At 73.3% G+C, this 17,753-nt stretch carries 17 protein-coding genes; 8 read left to right on the top strand and 9 right to left on the bottom strand.

The features are described 5' to 3' along the window. Positions 1-18: 18 nt before the first annotated feature. Genes AB0398_RS11760 through AB0398_RS11745 form a run of 4 tightly spaced genes read right to left on the bottom strand, consistent with a single transcriptional unit; the run spans position 19 to position 5,784 of the window. Positions 19-2,193 carry a 3-hydroxyacyl-CoA dehydrogenase NAD-binding domain-containing protein gene (locus AB0398_RS11760; protein WP_366374043.1) on the bottom strand — a complete coding sequence of 725 codons (2,175 nt, stop codon included), beginning with the start codon at positions 2,191-2,193 and terminating at the stop codon, positions 19-21. A gap of 40 nt (positions 2,194-2,233) precedes the next feature. Further along, the gene (locus tag AB0398_RS11755) at positions 2,234-3,448 is read right to left on the bottom strand and encodes an acetyl-CoA C-acetyltransferase (RefSeq protein WP_366374041.1); all 1,215 of its coding nucleotides are present in this window, start codon (positions 3,446-3,448) and stop codon (positions 2,234-2,236) included. A 48-nt stretch (positions 3,449-3,496) separates the two neighbouring features. After that, positions 3,497-4,639: an acyl-CoA dehydrogenase family protein gene (locus AB0398_RS11750; protein WP_365540332.1), complete on the bottom strand. Its 1,143-nt coding sequence runs from the start codon at positions 4,637-4,639 to the stop codon at positions 3,497-3,499. Continuing rightward, entirely contained in the window at positions 4,636-5,784 is a 1,149-nt protein-coding gene (locus AB0398_RS11745) for a CaiB/BaiF CoA-transferase family protein (protein ID WP_366374039.1), read from the bottom strand. The genes AB0398_RS11750 and AB0398_RS11745 overlap by 4 nt, the downstream gene beginning before the upstream one ends. Before the next feature lie 277 nt (positions 5,785-6,061). On the opposite strand from AB0398_RS11745, the gene AB0398_RS11740 reads away from it, so the two are divergent. Further along, positions 6,062-7,285: a saccharopine dehydrogenase NADP-binding domain-containing protein gene (locus AB0398_RS11740; RefSeq protein WP_366374037.1), complete on the top strand. Its 1,224-nt coding sequence runs from the start codon at positions 6,062-6,064 to the stop codon at positions 7,283-7,285. 90 nt (positions 7,286-7,375) lie between these two features. Here AB0398_RS11740 and AB0398_RS11735 read toward each other — a convergent pair whose 3' ends face one another. Both AB0398_RS11735 and AB0398_RS11730 read right to left on the bottom strand, forming a co-directional pair. Then, complete coding sequence (locus AB0398_RS11735; RefSeq protein ID WP_366374036.1) at positions 7,376-7,747, bottom strand: VOC family protein; 372 nt, start codon at positions 7,745-7,747, stop codon at positions 7,376-7,378. 129 nt (positions 7,748-7,876) lie between these two features. Then, positions 7,877-8,602, bottom strand: coding sequence for an endonuclease V (locus tag AB0398_RS11730; protein ID WP_366374034.1), 726 nt, complete (start codon positions 8,600-8,602; stop codon positions 7,877-7,879). Between the two features lie 90 nt (positions 8,603-8,692). On the opposite strand from AB0398_RS11730, the gene AB0398_RS11725 reads away from it, so the two are divergent. Beyond that, positions 8,693-8,992, top strand: coding sequence for a YciI family protein (locus tag AB0398_RS11725; protein ID WP_030215684.1), 300 nt, complete (start codon positions 8,693-8,695; stop codon positions 8,990-8,992). 128 nt (positions 8,993-9,120) lie between these two features. Next, entirely contained in the window at positions 9,121-9,513 is a 393-nt protein-coding gene (locus AB0398_RS11720; RefSeq protein ID WP_366374032.1) for a hypothetical protein, read from the top strand. Between the two features lie 186 nt (positions 9,514-9,699). Here the strand turns inward: AB0398_RS11720 and AB0398_RS11715 are convergent, their stop codons facing one another. Next, entirely contained in the window at positions 9,700-10,884 is a 1,185-nt protein-coding gene (locus AB0398_RS11715) for an oxidoreductase (RefSeq protein WP_366374518.1), read from the bottom strand. Positions 10,885-10,990: 106 nt separating this feature from the next. Here AB0398_RS11715 and AB0398_RS11710 point away from each other — a divergent pair, with 106 nt between their 5' ends. From AB0398_RS11710 to AB0398_RS11695, 4 genes are all read left to right on the top strand, one after another. Next, positions 10,991-11,482, top strand: coding sequence for a (4Fe-4S)-binding protein (locus AB0398_RS11710; protein WP_366374030.1), 492 nt, complete (start codon positions 10,991-10,993; stop codon positions 11,480-11,482). Positions 11,483-11,689: 207 nt separating this feature from the next. Continuing rightward, positions 11,690-12,106, top strand: a complete 417-nt coding sequence (locus AB0398_RS11705; RefSeq protein ID WP_366374029.1) for an SsgA family sporulation/cell division regulator — start codon at positions 11,690-11,692, stop codon at positions 12,104-12,106. Between the two features lie 262 nt (positions 12,107-12,368). Continuing rightward, a complete protein-coding gene (locus AB0398_RS11700) occupies positions 12,369-14,012 on the top strand; it encodes an ATP-binding cassette domain-containing protein (protein ID WP_366374027.1) in 1,644 nt (547 codons plus the stop codon). Positions 14,013-14,299: 287 nt separating this feature from the next. After that, positions 14,300-15,274, top strand: a complete 975-nt coding sequence (locus AB0398_RS11695; protein WP_366374026.1) for an acyl-ACP desaturase — start codon at positions 14,300-14,302, stop codon at positions 15,272-15,274. Positions 15,275-15,328: 54 nt separating this feature from the next. Here the strand turns inward: AB0398_RS11695 and AB0398_RS11690 are convergent, their stop codons facing one another. After that, a complete protein-coding gene (locus AB0398_RS11690; protein ID WP_366374024.1) occupies positions 15,329-15,586 on the bottom strand; it encodes a WhiB family transcriptional regulator in 258 nt (85 codons plus the stop codon). 230 nt (positions 15,587-15,816) lie between these two features. Here AB0398_RS11690 and AB0398_RS11685 point away from each other — a divergent pair, with 230 nt between their 5' ends. Beyond that, a complete protein-coding gene (locus AB0398_RS11685; protein WP_366374022.1) occupies positions 15,817-16,674 on the top strand; it encodes a hypothetical protein in 858 nt (285 codons plus the stop codon). On the opposite strand, the gene AB0398_RS11680 is transcribed toward AB0398_RS11685, so the two are convergent. Next, complete coding sequence (locus AB0398_RS11680; RefSeq protein ID WP_366374020.1) at positions 16,664-17,752, bottom strand: LLM class flavin-dependent oxidoreductase; 1,089 nt, start codon at positions 17,750-17,752, stop codon at positions 16,664-16,666. The two genes, AB0398_RS11685 and AB0398_RS11680, sit on opposite strands and share 11 nt — an antisense overlap. Position 17,753: the final 1 nt, after the last annotated feature.

Here is a 17,753-nt window from a genome sequence, read left to right as displayed (position 1 = left end):
GGGCTCCGGGGCCACCGGTCAGGCGTCGGTGAAGACCTCGCCCCGCTCGGCCTTCTCCACCAGGAGGGCCGGCGGGGTGAAGCGCTCGCCGTACGTCTCCGCCAGCTCGCGGGCGCGGGCGACGAAGCCGGCGACGCCGCCCTCGTAGCCGTTGACGTACTGGAGGATGCCGCCGCTCCAGGCCGGGAAGCCGATGCCCAGGATGGAGCCGATGTTGGCGTCGGCGACCGAGGTCAGGACGCCCTCCTCCAGGAGGCGGACGGTGTCGATGGCCTCCGAGAACAGCATCCGCTCCTGCATGTCGCGGAAGGGGATCTCGTACCCCGGCTCGGTGAAGTGCTCGCGCAGGCCGGTCCAGAGCTTGCCCCGCTTGCCGTTCTCGTCGTACTCGTAGAAGCCGGCGCCGCCGCTGCGGCCGGGGCGCTCGAACTCGTCGACCATGCGGTCGATCACGGCCTCGCCCGGGTGGGTGGCCCAGACGCCGCCGGCCTCCTCGATCGCCCGCTTGGTCTCGTTGCGGATCTTGCGCGGCAGGGTCAGGGTCAGCTCGTCCATCAGGGAGAGGATCTTGGCCGGGTAGCCGGCCTGCGCCGCCGCCTGCTCGATCGAGGCGGGCTCGATGCCCTCGCCGACCATGGCGACGCCCTCGTTGAGGAACTGGCCGATCACCCGCGAGGTGAAGAAGCCGCGCGAGTCGTTGACCACGATCGGGGTCTTGTTGATCTGGCGGACCAGGTCGAAGGCGCGGGCCAGGGTCTCGTCACTGGTCCGGCCGCCCTTGATGATCTCCACGAGCGGCATCTTGTCGACGGGCGAGAAGAAGTGCAGGCCGATGAAGTCGTCCTGGCGCTCCACGCCCTCGGCGAGGACGGTGATCGGCAGGGTGGAGGTGTTGGAGCAGAGCAGCGCGTCGGGCTCCACGACGGACTGGATCTCCTGGAACACCTTGTGCTTGAGGGCGGTGTCCTCGAAGACGGCCTCGATGACCGCGTCGCAGCCCGCGAGGTCGGCGGCCTCGGCGGTGGGGGTGATGCGGGCGAGGAGGGCGTCGGCCTTCTCCTGGGTGGTGCGGCCGCGCGAGACGGCCTTGGCGCACAGCTTCTCGGAGTACGCCTTGCCCTTGGCGGCGGACTCGGCGGAGACGTCCTTGAGGACGACCTCGATGCCGGCGCGGGCGCAGGAGTAGGCGATGCCGGCGCCCATCATGCCGGCGCCGAGGACGGCGACCTTGCGGACCTGGCGGGGCTCGACGCCCTTGGGGCGGCTGGCGCCGGAGTTGACGGCCTGGAGGTCGAAGAAGAACGCCTGGATCATGTTCTTCGCCGTCTGGCCGGTGACCAGCTCGGTGAAGTAGCGGGACTCGATGACGGAGGCGGTCTCGAAGTCGACCTGGGAGCCCTCGACGGCGGCGGCCATGATGGCGGCGGGCGCCGGGTAGGGGGCGCCGTTGAGCTGCTTGCGCAGGTTGGCCGGGAAGGCCGGCAGGTTGGCGGCGAACTTCGGGTGCGAGGGGGTGCCGCCGGGGATCTTGTGGCCGGGCAGGTCCCAGGGCTGGTGCGACTCGGGGTGGGTGTCGATGAAGGCGACGGCCTTCGCGAGCATCTCCTCGGGGGTGGCGGCCAGCTCGTGCACCAGGCCGTTGTCCAGGGCCCGCCTGGGGTTGTACTGGGTGCCCTGGAGCAGCACCTTGAGGAGGGCGTCGGTGATGCCCATCAGACGCACGGTGCGGGTGACGCCGCCGCCGCCCGGCAGCAGGCCGAGGGTGACCTCGGGCAGGCCGATCTTGGAGCCGGAGGCGTCGAGGGCGATCCGGTGGTGGGAGGCGAGGGCGATCTCGTAGCCGCCGCCGAGCGCGGCGCCGTTGATCGCGGCCACGACCGGCTTGCCGATCGTCTCGATGCGGCGCAGCGCCTTCTTCATCTCCAGGGCGCCCTCGAAGATGTCCTGGGCGTGCTCGGGGCCCGCCTGGATCATGTCCTTGAGGTCGCCGCCGGCGAAGAAGGTCTTCTTCGCGGAGGTGTAGACGATGCCCCGGATGGAGTCCTTCTCGGCCTCCACGCGGTCGGCGATGGCGATGATCGAGGCCCGGAAGGCCTGGTTCATGGTGTTGGCGGACTGGTTCGGGTCGTCCAGGACGAGGGTGACGATCCCGGTCTCGTCCTGCTCCCAGCGGATGGTGGTGCTCTCGCTCATGACTGATGCTTCTCCGTAAGAAGGGGTTCGGACGGGACGGTCAGACGCGCTCGACGACGGTGGCGATGCCCATGCCGCCGCCGACGCACAGGGTGGCCATGCCGTAGCGCTTGTCCTGGCGCTCCAGCTCGTCCACGAGGGTGCCGAGGATCATCGCGCCGGTGGCGCCGAGCGGGTGGCCGAGCGCGATGGCGCCGCCGTTGACGTTGACCTTGTCCAGCGAGATGCCCATGTCCTTGACGAAGCGCAGGACGACGGCGGCGAAGGCCTCGTTGATCTCGACCAGGTCGATGTCGTCCATGGTCAGACCGGCCTTGGCCAGGGCCTTGCGGGCGGCCGGGGCCGGGCCGGTGAGCATGATGGTCGGCTCGGAGCCGGAGACGGCCACCGAGACGATCCGGGCGCGGGGCGTCAGGCCGTACCGCTCGCCGACCTCCTTGGAGCCGACGGCGACGAGGGCGGCACCGTCGACGATGCCGGAGGAGTTGCCCGCGTGGTGGACGTGGTCGATCTCCTCGATCCAGTGGTACTTCTGGAGCGCCACCGCGTCGAAGCCGCCCAGCTCGCCGATGTCCGCGAAGGACGGCTTCAGCTTCGCCAGGGAGTCGGCGGTGGTGCCGGGGCGCAGGAACTCGTCGTGGTCGAGGACGGTGAGGCCCGCGCGGTCCTTGACGGGGACGACGGAGCGGGCGAACCGGCCGTCCTTCCAGGCCTCGGCGGCGCGCTCCTGGGAGAGGGCCGCGTACTCGTCGACGTCGCGCCGGGAGAAGCCCTCGATGGTGGCGATGAGGTCGGCGCCGATGCCCTGGGGGACGAAGTTGGTCTCCAGGTTGGTCATCGGGTCGGCGAACCAGGCGCCGCCGTCGGAGCCCATCGGCACGCGGGACATGGACTCCACGCCGCCGGCCAGGACGAGGTCCTCCCAGCCGGAGCGGACCTTCATGGCGGCCATGTTGACCGCTTCGAGGCCGGAGGCGCAGAAGCGGTTCTCCTGGACGCCGGCGACGGTGTCGGGGAGGCCGGCGGCGATGGCGGAGACGCGGGCGATGTCGGAGCCCTGGTCGCCGACCGGGCCGACGACGCCGAGGACGATGTCGTCGATGGCGGCCGGGTCGAGGCCGGGGTTGCGGCTCTGGATCTCCTTGATCAGGCCGACGACCAGGTCGATCGGCTTGGTGCCGTGCAGGGAGCCGGTGGCCTTGCCACGACCGCGCGGGGTGCGGATCGCGTCGTACACGTACGCTTCGGTGCTCACGGGAGGCCTTTCGCGATGAGGGTGGGAGGGGTGGCGCGGGGGTGGAGGTCAGCCGAGGAGGGAACGGCCGATGATCTCCTTCATGATCTCGGTGGTGCCGCCGTAGATGGTCTGGATGCGGCCGTCGGTGTAGGCCCTGGCGACCGGGAATTCAGTCATGTAGCCGTACCCGCCGTGCAGTTGCAGGCAGCGGTCGGCGACCTTCTTCTGGAGCTCGGTCGCCCACCACTTGGCCATCGAGGCGTCCACGGCGTCGAGCGCGCCGTTCGCGTGCTCCTCGATGCAGCGGTCCAGGAAGGCCCGGGTGACGGCGCACTCGGTGGCCATCTCCGCGATCTCGAAGCGGATGTGCTGGAGCCGGGAGAGCGGGCGGCCGAAGGCCTCGCGCTCCTTGACGTAGGTGGTGGTGATCTCCAGGAGGTGTTCGGCGGCGGCGATGCCGGCGACGGCGATGGCCATCCGCTCCTGGGCGAGGTTGGTCATCAGGTGGATGAAGGCGCCGTTGAGCTCGCCGAGCAGGTTCTCCTTGGGGACGCGGACGTCGTGGAAGAACAGCTCGGCGGTGTCCTGGGACTTCTGGCCGATCTTGTCGAGGTTGCGGCCGCGCTCGAAGCCCTCCGCGCCGCGCTCCACGACGAGCAGGGAGAGGCCGTGGGCGCCGCCGTCGGGGGTGGTGCGGGCGACGACGACGACCAGGTCGGCCAGGATGCCGTTGGAGATGAAGGTCTTGGAGCCGTTGAGGATCCAGTGGTCGCCGCGGTCCTCGGCGGTGGTGCGGATGCCCTGGAGGTCGGAGCCCGCGCCCGGCTCGGTCATGGCGATGGCGGTGATGGTCTCGCCGGAGCAGAAGCCGGGCAGCCAGCGCCGCTTCTGCTCGTCGGTGGCGAGGGAGGTGAGGTACGGGCCGATGATGTCGTTGTGCAGGCCGAGGGCGAGGCCGGGGGTGCCGGCCCGGGTGAACTCCTCGGCCAGGACGGCGCCGTAGCGGAAGTCGGGGTTGCCGCCGCCCCCGTACTCCTCGTCGACGGCGATGCCGAGCAGGCCCTGCCGTCCGGCGGCGAGCCAGGCCTCGCGGGAGACGATGCCGTCCTTCTCCCACTGCTCGTAGTGGGGCAGCACCTCCTTCTCCAGGAAGGTGCGCACGACCGCCCGGAAGGCTTCGTGGTCCTCGGTGTAGATACGGCGCTTCATGCGGAAGTCTCCTGGGTGTGCAGGGAGGGTACGGCCCAGTCGCGGGCGACCTCGGCGGTGTCGGCACCGGGCAGGGCGGGGCCCGTGCGCAGGGTGCCGGGGGTGACGGAGAAGCGGGGTGCGGGGGCCGGCTGGACCTGCCCGCCGTGCTCGGCGAAGGTGCCGCGGGCGGCCAGGTGCGGGTGGGACGGGGCCTCGTCCAGGGAGAGGACGGGGGCCACGCAGGCGTCGGAGCCGTCGAAGACCTCGGTCCACTCCTGCCGGGTGCGGCTCAGGAACGCCTTGGCGACGGCCTCGCGCAGATCGGGCCAGCGGGCGAGGTCGTAGCGGCCGGCGGCGGCCTCGTCGCCGATCCCGAGGAGGCGGACGAACTCGGCGTAGAACTGCTCCTCCAGGGCGCCGACCGCCATGTGGCCGCCGTCGGAGGTCGCGTAGACGCCGTAGAAGGGGCAGCCGCCGTCGAGGAGGTTGGTGCCGCGCCGGTCCTGCCAGCTCCCGGCGGCCAGCATGCCCCGGATCATGGTGGTGAGGTGGGCGGTGCCGTCGACGATCGCGGCGTCCACGACCTGGCCCTCGCCGTGGGCGCGGGCGTGCTGGAGGGCGGCGAGGACGCCGATGACCAGGTAGAGCGAGCCGCCGGCGTAGTCGCCGAGCAGGTTGGCGGGGATGGCCGGCGGGCCCTCCGGGTCCGGGCCGATCATGCCGAGGGCGCCGGTGATCGCGATGTAGCCGATGTCGTGCCCGGCGGTCGGGGCGAGCGGCCCGTCCTGGCCCCAGCCGGTCATCCGGCCGTAGACCAGGCGCGGGTTGCGGGCGAGGCAGGCGTCCGGGCCGACGCCGAGGCGCTCGGCCACGCCGGGCCGGTAGCCCTCGATCAGCACGTCCGCGCGCCCGACCAGGTCGAGGACGGTCGCGGGGCCGTCCGCGGCCTTGAGGTCGACGAGGACCGAGCGCTTGTTGCGGTTGGTGAGGTCGCGGGCCGGGTCGATGCCGAGGCCGGGACCGCCGGGCCGGTCGACCCGCACGACGTCCGCGCCGAGGTCGGCGAGCAGCATGGCGGCGAAGGGGCCGGGGCCGATGCCGGCCAGTTCCACCACGCGCACCCCGGTGAGGGGGCCGTTGCGGGTGGTGTGCGTCGTGCTCATCGAACCCCCGGGAGTGTGTGACACCAATGATGTAACACCAGAGATGCTAGGAACGTGTTCCACTCGGCACAAGCCCCCCCCGGCCGAGCAAGCGCTTGGAAAATTCGGAGAGGGTGGGAGGAGGCGCCGGAAGGGGGCGTCGGGAGAGGGCGCCGGGAGGCGGTGTCGGGAGGCGGCTTCCGGACGGGCGGGCGGAGGGGCCGGTGCGGGGCTTCCGCTATCCTCCGCCGACGACGACCGCGCACGGCGGCGCGGTCCGGCCGAAGCGAGGGGCTGCATGGACACAGGGGCGGGCGTGGGGAACGGGGCCGGGGCGGACCCGGAGCGCGGGAACAGGCCGTACGACGTGGTCCTCTTCGGGGCCACCGGGTTCGTGGGCGAGCTCACCGCGGAGTATCTGGCCGAGCACGCCCCCGCCGGGTGCCGCTGGGCGCTCGCGGGACGCAACCTCGGCAGGCTGGAGGCGCTGCGGGACCGGCTGGCCTCGGGCCGGCCGCACCTGGCGGACCTCCCGCTGGTCGTGGCGGACTCCGCCGACCCGGCCTCGCTGCGCGAACTGGCCGGATCCGCAAGGGTGGTGGCGACCACGGTCGGGCCCTACGTCTGGTACGGCGAGGAGCTCGTCGCCGCCTGCGCGGAGGCCGGCACGGACTACCTGGACCTGACGGGCGAGGCCGAGTTCGTGGACCTGATGTACGTGCGGCACGACGCGCGCGCCCGGGAGACCGGCGCCCGGATCGTGCACGCCTGCGGCTTCGACTCGATCCCCCACGATCTGGGCGTGCACTTCACCGTGGGGCAGCTGCCGGAGGGCGTGCCGCTGCGGGTGGACGGTTTCGTCCGGGCCGGGGCGGCGTTCTCGGGCGGCACCTTCGCCTCCGCGCTCACCGCGCTCGGCCGGGGCCGGGAGATCCTGCGGGCCGCGCGCGAACGGCGCCTGCACGAGCCCCGGCTCGTGGGCCGCCGGTCGCGCGCGCCGCTCGGCGGCCCCCGCTTCAGCCGGGAGACGGGCACGTGGGCGCTGCCGCTGCCGACGCTCGACCCACAGGTCGTGGCCCGCTCGGCGGCGGCCCTCGACCGGTACGGGCCGGACTTCCGCTACCGGCACTACGCCTCCGTGAAGACGCTCCCGATGGCGCTCGGCGGCGCCGCGGCCGTCGGCGCGGGCGTGGCGGCGGCCCAGCTCCCGGCCGTACGGAGCCGGCTGATGGAGCGTTACAGCGCCGGGGAGGGCCCGTCGGCCGAGCGGCGCTCCCGGAGCTGGTTCTCCGTGCGGTTCGTGGGCGAGGGCGGCGGCCGGCGGGTCTTCACCGAGGTGTCGGGCGGCGACCCGGGGTACGACGAGACGGCCAAGATGCTCGCCGAGTCGGCCCTCTGCCTCGCCTTCGACCCGCTGCCGAAGACCGCCGGACAGGTGACCACGGCGGTCGCGATGGGCGACGCCCTCACCGCCCGCCTGCGGGAGGCGGGCATCCGCTTCCGGGTGGCGCACCGGGGATAGCGCGCGTCCGCTCCCGGGGCCACCGGGCCGTACGGACTCGGAGGCCGTGGGGAGTCGAGGGGGTCATACGGCCCCGGGACCGGGCGGGCCTCAGAGCCGTACGAGCCGGAAGGGGTGTCCGGCCGGGTCCGCGTAGACGCACCGGGCCGGGTCGCCTCCCCCGTCGTCGAGCGGTACGGCTCCGAGCGCGAGGACGGCCTCGTCGGCGGCGGCCAGGTCGTCGACCCGCACGTCGAAGTGGAACTGCTGCTCGGGCGCGCCCCAGGCGGGCGGCTGGTGGCCCGGGACGCTCTGGAAGGCGAGGACCGGGCCGCCGTCGCCGCGCAGCACGACGCAGCCCTCGCCGACGGTCCACCGGGGGTCGGGCTCGTCGACCTCGCCGCCGATCAACCGCTGGTAGAAGAGGGCCAGTTCGTTCGCGTCGGGGCAGTCGAGGACGACGCACCGCAGCCGCCCGATCATGCGCGGCCCCCGGTGGCGGCGGGGATCGGACTCGGGCCGCGCGGGACGGAACGCGGCGGAGCGGCAGGGGGAGTTGTCATGGCCCTCACCCTGCCGGGCGGTCCGGGGATCCGGTACCCGTACGCGTACTCAGAAGGCACCGGGCGTCCCGGAGGGGCCCGGGTGCTCCCCGAGCGCCTCCGCGAGGGCGCGGCGGCAGAGGGAGTCGGCGCGGCGGGTGGTCTCCGGGACGCGGTAGCGCGGGGTGAGGTGGAGGGTGTGGGCGCAGGCGCCGGCGAGGGAGATCCGGTGGCCGACGGAGACGAAGACCGGCTTGACCCCGGCCCGGGTGCGCACGGCCCTGCCCACCTCCTCCCCGTCGGCGAGCAGCGGGGACGCGTCGCCGCGCGCGGGCCCCGGCTGTTCGTACGCGAAGGTGAAGGGCTTCTTGGCGACCCCGACGGACGGCCGTCCGGTGAGCACGCCGAGGTGGCTGGCGAGCCCGAAGCGGCGGGGGTGGGCGAGGCCGTAGCCGTCGCAGACCAGGAGGCCCGGGTCGGCGGTCAGGGCGTCGAGCGCGGCGAGCAGGGTCGGGATCTCCCGGAAGGCGAGGAGCCCGGGGACGTACGGGAACGAGACCCGGCCGACCGCCGTCGCCTCCTCCACGACCTCCAGGGTCCGCGCGTCGAGCACCACGGCCGCGGCGGCGACGAGGTCCCGCTCGTCGTCGTAGGCCACGTCGAGCCCCGTGACGTGCCCCTCGCCGACCTCGGGGCCCTCCTCGTCCCGCACGAGCCGCCCCCTCAGCTCCCGCTGGACGGCGAGGGCGGCGGTCTCGTCGGCGGGCCAGCCCGCCGGAATCTCGATGATCGTCATGATGCGGGCCACCCTACGGCCGGCCGGGCGCCGTCCCGAGGGCCGGGACGGACGCACGGCCGGTTCCACGGCGCCGGTAGCCTGGCGATCATGTTCGTACTGGAATTGACCTACACCGCCCCCGTCGAGCGGGTGGACGCGCTGCTCGACGCGCACGTCGAGTGGCTCGACGCGCAGTACGCCGCCGGCGTGTTCCTCGCGTCCGGCCGGAAGAACCCGCGGGACGGCGGGGTGATCCTGGCCGCCGGGGTCGACCGCGCGGAGATCGAGAGGATCGCGGCGGCCGACCCGTTCAGCGCCGAGGGCGTGTGCGCGTACCGGATCACGGAGTTCTACGCGACCAAGACGGTCGACGGGATCGCCGCGTACCGGGAACGGCTGCCCTCCTAAGGCAGCGTCCGGCGGATCATGTGGCTGTCGGATCACCGGCTCGTTCTTCCCGGCGCGGGGCGGGATGATCCGACCCCCGGCGAGGACTGCGGCTGCGGCCGGACCCACCACGTGCGTCGAGGACGATCATGAGCGAATACAACATCCACGCCGGATTCCGGGAGCAGGAGGCCCCCGGCGCCGCCCTCGCGCAGGCCCTGTGGGAAGAGCTCGAAACGGCTTTCGGGATCGGGTTCACCGACAACGGCACCGGCTTCGGCCCGTCCTTCACCTGGGGTGACGGGGACCGCTGGTTGACCGTTCGGGTTCCGGTGATCCCGGACAAGGACGAGCCGGACCACTCCCACCCGGCCCGGATCACCGCCAATCAGACGGACACGGACGCCTTCGCGCACCAGGTCTTCGAGGCCCTGGACGCGACCGGCCGCTACTCGCTCTTCATGATCGAGGACGACTGGCAGCTGGTCCGGACGAATTCGGACCTCGCCCGCGCCCAGTGGGACGAGACACACGGGGACTGAGCCCCACTCCGAACCGAAAGGCCGGTCCGTCGCCGGAACGGGATCCCGTCGGTCACCCGGCGGTGGCAGTGCCATCGCCCGCCCCGCCCCACAACGACCGAAACGATCCGCCAGGGGGCGGGGCGGGCGACCCGTCGGACACGGCCCGGGGCGTGCGTCACGACGCCGCGGGCATGTGTGACACCCCTAGTCCTGGCGGAGCGGCCCCAGGCGCGCGACGCGGCCCTGTTCGCCGGAGGCCCAGCAGGAGCCGTCCGGGGTGCAGTCGACGGTGTCGTACGAGCCGGTGTCGACCGTGCGCCAGGTCCGGCCGCCGTCGGTGGTCAGGTCCGTGCCGGTGGGGCCGACGGCGAGCGCGGACGTCCTGCCGTACGGGAGCCAGGCGACGCCCGAGCGGTAGGCGGGCGGCGGCGCGGCCGAGGCGCGCCAGGTGCGGCCCGCGTCGGAGGTGACGGCGGCGGCCCGCGGGGACGGCTGGTCCTTGCGGTAGTCGCCGCCGACCGCGATGCCGTGCGCGCGGTCGCGGAAGGCGAGCCCGAAGACGCCCCGGGCCGGGTCCCCGGCCGGGATGGGCGAGGCCGTGGCCGTCCAGGTCAGGCCCCGGTCGGCGGAGTGCAGCACGCGCGCCGTGGCCGCGCCGCCCGTCGCGAGCCACACGTCCCGGGGTCCGGCCGACACCAGGCACTGGCCGCTCGCCGCGAAGCCCGCCTCGCCGGGGAGCGCGTCCGGCATTCCCGCGTTCGGCAGGACCCGCCAGGACCGGCCGCCGTCGCGGGTGGAGAGGATGCGGTACTTCCCGTCGACCGGGTCGCTCATGGCGAGGCCGTTGCGGTGGTCGAAGAAGGTCATGCAGTCGTAGAAGGCGCGCGGGTCGGTGTTGCGGAACGACTCGGTCCAGGTGGCGCCGCCGTCCTCGGTGCGCAGCACCCGCGAGGCCTCGCCCTCCCCGATGGCGAGGATGACGGCCCGGCGGGCGTCGAAGGCCTCCACGTCGCGGAACTCCAGCCCCTCCGCGCCGGACGGTGAGACGTTCCGCCAGTTCCGGCCCCCGTCGGTGGTGCGCAGCACCGTGCCCTTGGAGCCCGCGGCCCAGGCGGTGCGGCGGTCGACCGCCGCGAGCCCCCGGAAGCGCGCGTCGGTACCGGTCGGCGTGAGGCGCCAGCCCAGCGCGGGCGCGTGGCGCCGGTCGGCCGTCGGCGCGGACCGTGTTTCGGCCGCCGGCGCGGACCGTGCGTGAGCCGCCGACGCGGACCGCGTTTCGGCCGTCGGCGCGGACCGTGCGTCGGGCGTCGCGGCCGTGGGGGTCTCCCCGGCCCGCGCCGGAGCGGCCAGGGTCAGCGCGAGCGCCGCCCCGACCAGTCCCGCCGACATCATTCGTCTCGTCTTCCCCATGGACGTCATGGCGCCGGAAGCTAGTACCCCCGCCCGCCCGCCGTCCAGGGTGCGTCCCCGGCCCGGCCTTCCTAGGCTGGTCGGCATGAGCGACCGCACGGACGGGCGTGCGCCCGAGGAGCAGCCGAGGCCCAGGGAGTACGAGGGCGAGGGCATCACCGTCACGTTCGAGCCGCGCCGCTGTCTGCACGCGGCCGAGTGCGTCCACGGCCTGCCCGAGGTCTTCGACACCTCCCGGCGCCCCTGGATCCTGCCCGACGCCGCCGCGCCCGACCGGGTCGCGGAGGTCGTCCGCCGCTGCCCCTCCGGGGCGCTCCAGTACCACCATCGGCCGGAGGCCGCCGCCGAGTCCCCGGACCTCCCCGCCGAGGACGCGGCCGAGCCGCCCGACTCCCCCACCACCGTGCGCCGCACCCCCTCCGGCCGGCTCGTGCTGCGCGGGGACCTCCTCGTGAGCGGTCCGCACGGGGACCGGCGCGAGACGCGGGTGGTGCTGTGCGGCTGCGGGGCCTCCGGATCCCCGCCGTACTGCGACCTCTCGGGCCCCTGCGCCGCGTCGGCCGGAGAGCTTTCCTGAGAGCTTCCCCGAGAGTTTTCCGGCCAGAGTTGGGAGGGGCCGGAACGGCTCCGGCCTGCCCGGACACCGCTCCCGGCGGGCCCGGTGACACAGCTCACGTGGGTCCGGAGTGCACGTTCCGGCCGTCTCTCCCGTCTTCCCGGGTGTCAGGAGCCCCGCTGTCGGGGAGACGCACAGGATCCGAAACCCGCGCGAGAGGAGCCGGTCTTGTCCGCCGTCATCGAGCAGGCCGTCCAGGCCCGTCTGGTCGCATCCGCTCCCCGGATGGAGACCGTCCCCGCCACCCTGCGCTACGACCGTGAGGATCCGTACGCCGTCAGCATGGCCTTCCCCCCTCCCGCGACCCTGGAGGGCGTCGAGGTCTCCTGGGCCTTCGCGCGCGAGCTGCTCGTCCAGGGGGTCGAGCGCCCGGCCGGGGTCGGGGACGTACGGCTGCGCCCGTACGGGTACGACCGGACCGTGGTCGAGTTCCACGCCCCGGAGGGCGTGGCCATGGTCCACGTCCGGACCTCGGAGCTGCGCCGCTTCCTGGAGCGCTCGCAGCACCTGGTGCCGGAGGGGCGCGAGCACCAGTACCTGAACTGGGACCAGGACCTGACGGAGCTGCTCCGCGAGCGCCCGTAGCCCTCGCCCCCGTAAGGCCCCGCTCTTAAATCGTTTGCCGCCCTTCCGGTCGGGCTCGTATCGTCGGCATCGACCTTGTCGTCACCCGATCGGAGAAGGACGTTGCTCGTCTGAGGTTGCGAGACACCGCGCCGCGCGTGCCCCCTGTGCCGCGTGTGCCGTTCTCGACCTCGGCGTACGAGCCGTCTTCCCACAGCCCGCGCCCCGGTGTCTCCACGCGTTGCATCTCTTCACGCCCGCGCTCGCGCAACCGGAGGCCTTCATGGCGCATCACCCCACTTTCCTCACCTGTTCCTCGCTCTCCTTCTCCTGGCCGGACGGCACCGAGGTCTTCGACGACTTCCGGCTCGCGGTCGGTCCCGGCCGCACCGGGCTCGTCGGGCTCAACGGCTCCGGCAAGTCCACGCTCCTCAAGCTGCTCGCGGGCGAGCTGACCCCCTCCTCCGGCACGGTCCGGGTCAGGGGCGAACTCGGTCACCTGCCGCAGAACCTGGTCCTGGACACCTCTCGCCGGGTCGACGAGATCCTCGGCGTCGACGCGAAGCGGGCCGCCCTGCACGCCATCGAGGCGGGCGACCCGGCCGAGGAGCACTTCGCCGCCCTCGCCGACGACTGGGACGTCGAGGAGCGGGCCCGCGCCACCCTCGACCAGCTCGGCCTGGGCGGCATCGGCCTGGACCGGACCGTCGGCGAGATCTCGGGCGGCGAGTCCGTGCTGCTGCGGCTCGCCGCGCTGCTGCTCGCCCGGCCCGACGTCCTGCTGCTCGACGAGCCGACCAACAACCTGGACCTGCACGCCCGCGCGCGCCTCTACGAGGCCGTGGAGCGGTGGTCCGGGGTCCTGGTCGTGGTCAGCCACGACCGCGAACTCCTGGAGCGGGTCGACCAGATCGCCGACCTGCGGGACGGCGAGGTCGCCTGGTACGGCGGATCCTGGTCGGACTACGAGGAGGCGCTCGCCGCCGAACAGGAGGCGGCGGAGCGGATGGTGCGGGTCGCCGAGGCGGACGTGCAGCGGCAGAAGCGCGAACTGTCCGACACCCAGATCAAGTTGGCGCGCCGCAAGCGGTACGGGCAGAAGAGCTTCGAGAACAAGGTGGCCTCCAAGCTGGTGGCCAACAGTCAGAAGCGCAGCGCCCAGGTCACGGCCGGCAAGCAGCGCACGCTGCACGCCGAGCGCCTCTCGGAGGCGCGGGAGCGGCTCGACGCGGCGGTGGAGGCGGTGCGGGACGACGACGAGATCCGGGTCGAGTTGCCGCGCACCTCGGTGCCGCCGGGCCGCGAGGTGCTGCACCTGCGGGACCTGGAGCTGCGGTACGGGGCCCGCGTCGAGGGCGCGTTCGAGCTGCGCGGCCCGGAGCGGATCGCCCTCGTGGGGCGGAACGGGGCCGGCAAGACGACGCTGCTCCGGACGATCGCCGGGGAGCTCGAACCACTGGCCGGCGAGGTGGACACCCGGGTGCCGCTGCGCTTCCTGCCGCAGCGGCTCGACCTCCTCGACGACGGCCTGAGCGTGGTGGAGAACGTGGCCCGCTTCGCGCCCGCGGCGACGGCGAACGCGACCCGGGCCCGCCTCGCGCGGTTCCTGTTCCGGGGCGCGCGGGCCGACCAGTCCGTGGGCACCCTCTCGGGCGGGGAGCGGTTCCGGGCGACGCTCGCGGCGCTGCTCCTCGCGGAGCCGGCCCCGCAGCTGCTGATGCTGGACGAGCCGACCAACAACCTGGACATGGCGTCGGTGCGGAAGCTGACGGCGGCGCTCGACGCCTACGAGGGGGCGCTGGTCGTGGCGAGCCACGACGTGGCGTTCCTGGAGTCGCTCGGGATCACCCGCTGGCTGCTGCTCGACGGCGAGCTGCGGCCGACGACCGCCGAGGAGGTCCGGGAGGCGGTCGCGGACGGGTCCTGACGGCCCGCTCCCGGGGCCGCCGGACACCGGCGGCCGGACACCCGGAATCGCTCACCCGCCGTAGCCGGACACGCGCGTCGGGTGGTCGGCCGGGTGTCCGGCGAGCGCCGCACCGGACGTGACCTGCACCTCCGGCGCCCCGCCCGAGCAGGGCGCATGACGGAGAGTGATCGGTCGGCGCCCGGTGTGGGGTTGGTGGACGCCTTACGGAGCCTTAACCTACGGTTTCGTAACCTACGGATTCGTAGGTATACCCGTACGCCCTTCTCCGTCCCCAGGAGTTCCCCTTGACGCTCACCTCTCCCCACCTCGGCAGCTCGGCAGAGTGGACCGACGCGCGGTTGCTCTACGCCTTGGAAGAGGTCGTGGAGAAGGAGCTCGACCGGCACCTGAAGGTCACCAAGGACTGGATGCCGCACGAGTACGTGCCGTGGTCCGACGGCCGGAACTTCCCGGGCTTCTTCGAGGACGGCGAGGCCTGGGACCCGCAGCAGTCGAAGGTGACGGAGATCGGCCGGATCGCGCTCGTCGTCAACCTGCTCACCGAGGACAACCTGCCGAGCTACCACCACGAGATCGCCTCCCTCTTCGGCCGCGACGGCGCCTGGGGCACCTGGGTGCACCGCTGGACCGCCGAGGAGGGCCGGCACGGCATCGTGATGCGCGACTACCTGCTCGCCTCGCGCGCCGTCGACCCGGACAAGCTGGAGCAGTTCCGGATGGCGCACATGAGCGAGGGCTTCGAGTCGGACAACCGGCACTCGATGCTGCACTCCGTGGCGTACGTCGCCTTCCAGGAGCTGGCCACCCGCATCTCGCACCGCAACACCGGCCACCAGTCCGGCGACCCGGTCTGCGACCGGATGCTCGCCCGCATCGCCACCGACGAGAACCTGCACATGGTCTTCTACCGCAACCTGCTGGGCGCGGCCTTCGAGATCGCCCCGGACCTGACCATGCAGGCCGTGCGGGACGTCGTGGTCAACTTCCGGATGCCCGGACACGGCATGCCCGGCTTCGAGCGGGCGGCGGCGCAGATGGCGATCGGCGAGATCTACAACATGCGCATCCACCACGACGACGTGCTCCAGCCCGTGCTGCGCTTCCTCAAGGTCCTCCAGATCGACGGCCTGGGGCCGGAGGGACTGCGCGCCCAGGAGGAGCTGGGCCTGTACATGAACGGCCTGGACGGCGAGGCGAGCAAGTTCGACGAGAAGCTCGCGGCCCGCAAGGCCCGGATCGCGGCCCGCGCGGCGGGCTGACGACGGGCCCGGCCCCACCACCGCGCGGCGGGCGGACGCACCCGCCGCGCGGGATCAGCCCCGGCCGCGCTTCAGCCGGAACCGCTCCTTCTCCGAGAGACCGCCCCACACGCCGAACCGCTCGTCGTGCGCGAGGGCGTACTCCAGGCAGGCCACCCGCCCCTCGCAGGCCCCGCACAGCTGCTTCGCCTCGCGGGTGGAGGAGCCGGGCGCCGGGAAGAAGAACTCCGGGCCGGCCTGGGCGCACAGCGCGTTCTCCTGCCAGCTCATGTCGGGGTCCGGTGCGGTCAGTACGCTCGTGTCGGTCTGCATGCCGTACACGGTGCCGGGGTGGCGTAAACGAGCCATCAACGTTCGATCAATGCGGCGCGCCGAAAGGGTTTGTCAGGTGACCCCGCATGGGCGAGGATCACCGCGTGACGACCAGAAAGGGCCATGCCGCGTAGGCGCCCCGCTCCGCTCTCCCGCGCTCGCGCGCCACCGGGCCGGCTCCCCCCAGCCGCCCGACCGCACCCCGCGACCGCCCACCGAGGAGAGCCCCCGTGCACGAGATCGCCCTCGTCCCCCACGCCCGCCTGCCCCGCGCGTACCACGACCGCCATGTCCTGGGCAGTACCGTCGACGCCTTCGGTGCCGCGCACTGGCTGCTCGCCGGGCGCGCGCCGGAGCCGGGTGGTGACGTCCACCCCTTCGACGCGCTGGTCGTCTCCGTCCACGACGGCGGCGGCGTCGAGACCACCGAACTGAGCGCCGTACGGGCCCGGTGGCCCAAGCTGGACCGGCTGCCGGACGGCGGGTTCGTCGTCGCCTCGTCCCGCGACCGCCGGGGCGGTGGCCCGCAGGTCCAGGTCTTCGACGCGCTCGGCCGCGAGACCTGGTCCTTCCCCGTCGGGGACGCGATCGAGCACCTGCTCGTGGACGGGGCCGGCGACCTGTGGGTCGGGCACTTCGACGAGAACCCGCTGGGCATCCGCCGCTGGAGCGCGACGGGACAGATCCGGTGGGCCTGCGAGAACGTTCCCGGCGCCGGGTGGATCATGGACTGCTACGCCCTGAACGTGTCCGGCACCGGAGCCTGGGCCTGCCCGTACACCGACTTCCCGCTCCTGGAGATCAGGCCCGACGAGCCCGTGCGGGTACGGACCAACACCGTGCGGGGCGCGAAGGCGGTGGTGGTGCACGGGGAGCGGGTCGCCTTCTTCGGCGGCTACCGCGAGGGACGGGACCGGATCGCCTACGGAGAGCTCACCGAGACCTCGGTCGAGCCGGCGGACGTCGCCCGCCTCACCCGGCCCGACGGCGGCGCTCCGGGCCCCTGCCGGGTCGTCGCCCGGGGAAGCAGGCTCTACGTGCAGGAGGAGCCCCTCACCGAGTGGGGCGTCTTCGACCTCAGCGTGTGACCCCCAGGGCCGGCAGGACCGTCTCGGCCACCCGGTAGGCCTCCTCCAGGAGGGGGTTGCCGGAGAGGATGAAGGTGTCCACGCCCAGGTCCTGGAACTCCTTGAGGCGTTCGACGACCTGGGCCGTGGAGCCGACGACCGCCGTGCCGGGGCCGGGGCGGAAGAGGCTCATGCCGGGCCAGAGGTTGGGGTGGGTCTCCAGTTCGCGGGCGCGGGCCGGGACCCGGCCGCCGTGCTGGCGGAACTGGCGCTGCCAGCCGACGCCGTCCTCCCCCGCCCGCTCGCCGAGCTGCCGGGCGTAGGTCGCCTCGCTGGTGACGTCGAGGAGCCGGTCGGCGGCGGCCCAGGCCTCGTCCTCGGTGTCGCGGACGATGAGGTGGAGGCGCAGGCCGATGCGGAGGGTGCGCCCGTGGGCGGCGGCCCGGGCCCGTACGTGGTCGAGCTTCTCCTTCAGGAGGTGCGGCGGTTCGCCCCAAGTGAGGTAGACGTCGACGTGTTCGGCGGCCATCTCGATGCCGGGGGCCGAGGAGCCGCCGAACCAGAGCGGGACGTGCGGTTCCTGGACCGGGCGCAGGTCGCGGAAGGAGGCGCCCGCGTCCTTCAGGTCGTAGAAGCGCCCCTTGTGGTCGAAGACCTCCCCGGCCGTGAGCCGCTTCACGACCGACCAGTACTCGGCGCTCAGTGCGTACCGCTCGTCGTGCTCGACGTGCAGGCCGTACTCGCGCAGGGAGGCGGTCGAGCCGTTGACGACGTTGAAGCGGAGCCGGCCGCCGAAGAGGTTGTCGAAGCTGAGCGCCATCTTGGCGAGGAGGGTGGGCGAGATGAGGCCGGGGTGGACGGCGAGGAGGGGCTTGAAGCGGGTGCTGGTGGAGGCCGCGAGCGCGGAGCCGAGCGGCCAGACGTCGTAGAGGTCGGTGGCGAGCAGCGCGCCCGTGTAGCCGAGGCGTTCGACGGTCGCGGCGAGGTGCCGGAGGTAGCCGAGGTCGACGGGGCGGCGGCCCTCCGGCTCCCACGGGTAGGCGCCTTCGCGCGGGATGACGTACCAGAGGACTTCGGGTGCCTGCGTCCGTGAGGTCATG

This window comes from Streptomyces sp. NPDC086147 (genome assembly GCF_040702165.1).
Classification (GTDB): Bacteria; Actinomycetota; Actinomycetes; order Streptomycetales; family Streptomycetaceae; genus Streptomyces.
Note: the sequence above shows the minus strand (reverse complement) of the source record. Positions and strands in the feature narration are given on the sequence as shown.